This is a genomic window from Marivita sp. S6314, assembly GCF_023015985.1.
Lineage (GTDB): Bacteria > Pseudomonadota > Alphaproteobacteria > Rhodobacterales > Rhodobacteraceae > Marivita.
This window is the reverse complement of the sequence record NZ_JALKAO010000017.1, coordinates 1-2,500: the sequence shown is the minus strand read 5'-3', so window position 1 is coordinate 2,500 and position 2,500 is coordinate 1. Positions and strand designations below refer to the sequence as shown.

Annotated in this window: 2 rRNA genes (1 of these 2 cut by a window edge); both read left to right on the top strand. The window is 53.8% G+C overall.

The features are described 5' to 3' along the window. Positions 1-2,140: ribosomal RNA gene (locus MWU54_RS18540) — 23S ribosomal RNA — on the top strand; it begins 729 nt to the left of the window's first position. A 209-nt stretch (positions 2,141-2,349) separates the two neighbouring features. Beyond that, positions 2,350-2,464, top strand: a 5S ribosomal RNA gene (gene rrf / locus MWU54_RS18535). The last annotated feature ends 36 nt before the right edge of the window (positions 2,465-2,500 follow it).

The following is a 2,500-nucleotide window of genomic DNA, read 5'->3' as shown; positions in this document are numbered from 1 at the left end:
GACCCGAAACCGAGTGATCTAGGCATGGCCAGGTTGAAGGTACGGTAACACGTACTGGAGGACCGAACCCACATCTGTTGAAAAAGATCGGGATGAGCTGTGCCTAGGGGTGAAAGGCCAATCAAACTCGGAGATAGCTGGTTCTCTGCGAAATCTATTTAGGTAGAGCGTCACACGAATACTCCCGGGGGTAGAGCACTGGATGGGTAATGGGGCCCCACAGGCTTACTGATCCTAACCAAACTCCGAATACCGGGAAGTACTATGTGGCAGACACACTGCGGATGCTAACGTCCGTAGTGGAGAGGGAAACAACCCTGACCGACAGCTAAGGCCCCTAATTCATGGCTAAGTGGGAAAGCAGGTGGGACGACCAAAACAACCAGGAGGTTGGCTTAGAAGCAGCCATCCTTTAAAGATAGCGTAACAGCTCACTGGTCTAAATAAGTTGTCCTGCGGCGAAGATGTAACGGGGCTCAAGCCATGAGCCGAAGCTTCGGAGTGCGTAAGCACTGGTAGCAGAGCGTAGTGTGACATAGTTCCATGTCTCTTTAGCCTTCTTCGGAGGGCCTTGGAGACGCGGAGCTTACTGTGAAGCCGGCGCGTGAGCGATCCGGTGGAGTGATCACTAGCGAGAATGATGACATGAGTAGCGACAAAGAGTGTGAGAGACACTCTCGCCGAAAGTCCAAGGGTTCCTGCTTAAAGCTAATCTGAGCAGGGTAAGCCGGCCCCTAAGCCGAGGCCGAAAGGCGTAGGCGATGGGAACCACGTTAATATTCGTGGGCCAGATGGAAGTGACGGATCTCGAAGATTGTTCCTCCTTATCGGATTGGAGGGGCCGTTCAGAGGTTCCTGGAAATAGCTCCATCATCAGACCGTACCCTAAACCGACACAGGTGGACTGGTAGAGAATACCAAGGCGCTTGAGAGAACGATGTTGAAGGAACTCGGCAAAATACCTCCGTAAGTTCGCGAGAAGGAGGCCCGGTTCCTAGGCAACTAGGGGCTGGGGGCACAAACCAGGGGGTGGCGACTGTTTACTAAAAACACAGGGCTCTGCGAAGTCGCAAGACGACGTATAGGGTCTGACGCCTGCCCGGTGCCTGAAGGTTAAAAGGAGGGGTGAGAGCTCTGAATTGAAGCCCAGGTAAACGGCGGCCGTAACTATAACGGTCCTAAGGTAGCGAAATTCCTTGTCGGGTAAGTTCCGACCTGCACGAATGGCGTAACGACTTCCCCGCTGTCTCCAACATCGACTCAGCGAAATTGAATTGCCTGTCAAGATGCAGGCTTCCCGCGGTTAGACGGAAAGACCCCGTGCACCTTTACTACAGCTTCGCACTGGCATCAGGACTGCAATGTGCAGGATAGGTGGTGGGCTTTGAAGCAGGAACGCCAGTTTCTGTGGAGCCTCCCTTGAGATACCACCCTTTGCATTCTTGATGTCTAACCGCGGTCCGTTATCCGGATCCGGGACCCTGCGTGGCGGGTAGTTTGACTGGGGCGGTCGCCTCCTAAAGCGTAACGGAGGCGCGCGAAGGTTGGCTCAGAGCGGTCGGAAATCGCTCGTTGAGTGCAATGGCAGAAGCCAGCCTGACTGCGAGACTGACAAGTCGAGCAGAGTCGAAAGACGGCCATAGTGATCCGGTGGTCCCAAGTGGGAGGGCCATCGCTCAACGGATAAAAGGTACGCCGGGGATAACAGGCTGATACTGCCCAAGAGTCCATATCGACGGCAGTGTTTGGCACCTCGATGTCGGCTCATCTCATCCTGGGGCTGGAGCAGGTCCCAAGGGTACGGCTGTTCGCCGTTTAAAGAGGTACGTGAGCTGGGTTTAGAACGTCGTGAGACAGTTCGGTCCCTATCTGCCGTGGGTGTAGGATACTTGAGAGGAGTTGCCCCTAGTACGAGAGGACCGGGGTGAACGATCCACTGGTGGACCTGTTGTTGCGCCAGCAGCAGTGCAGGGTAGCTATGATCGGACAGGATAACCGCTGAAGGCATCTAAGCGGGAAGCCCCCCTCAAAACAAGGTATCCCTGAGGACCGTGGTAGACCACCACGTCGATAGGCCAGAGGTGTAAGCGCAGCAATGCGTTCAGCTGACTGGTACTAATGGTCCGATAGGCTTGATTTGATCCAGTAATAACGAAACCAACGCTCAATACGAGCAGCGGACTGGACCAAGATCAAAAGCACTACACCAAGCATAAGTTGCTTGGCTTGGACAACACATTGATTTTGATAGTTGCACCCAAATTACGACGGTGTGGGAACGGGCATTGTTACACAATACCCTGCCTCCCACTGATCGCACCTTCGGTGCAACGTAAGGTATTTATTCGGTTTGGTGATCATAGCACGAGCAAAACACCCGGATCCATTCCGAACCCGGCCGTTAAGTGCCGTCGCGCCAATGGTACTGCGTCTCAAGACGTGGGAGAGTAGGTCATCGCCAAACCTAATAAATACCTCATATCTCTCGTAAAACGATGAA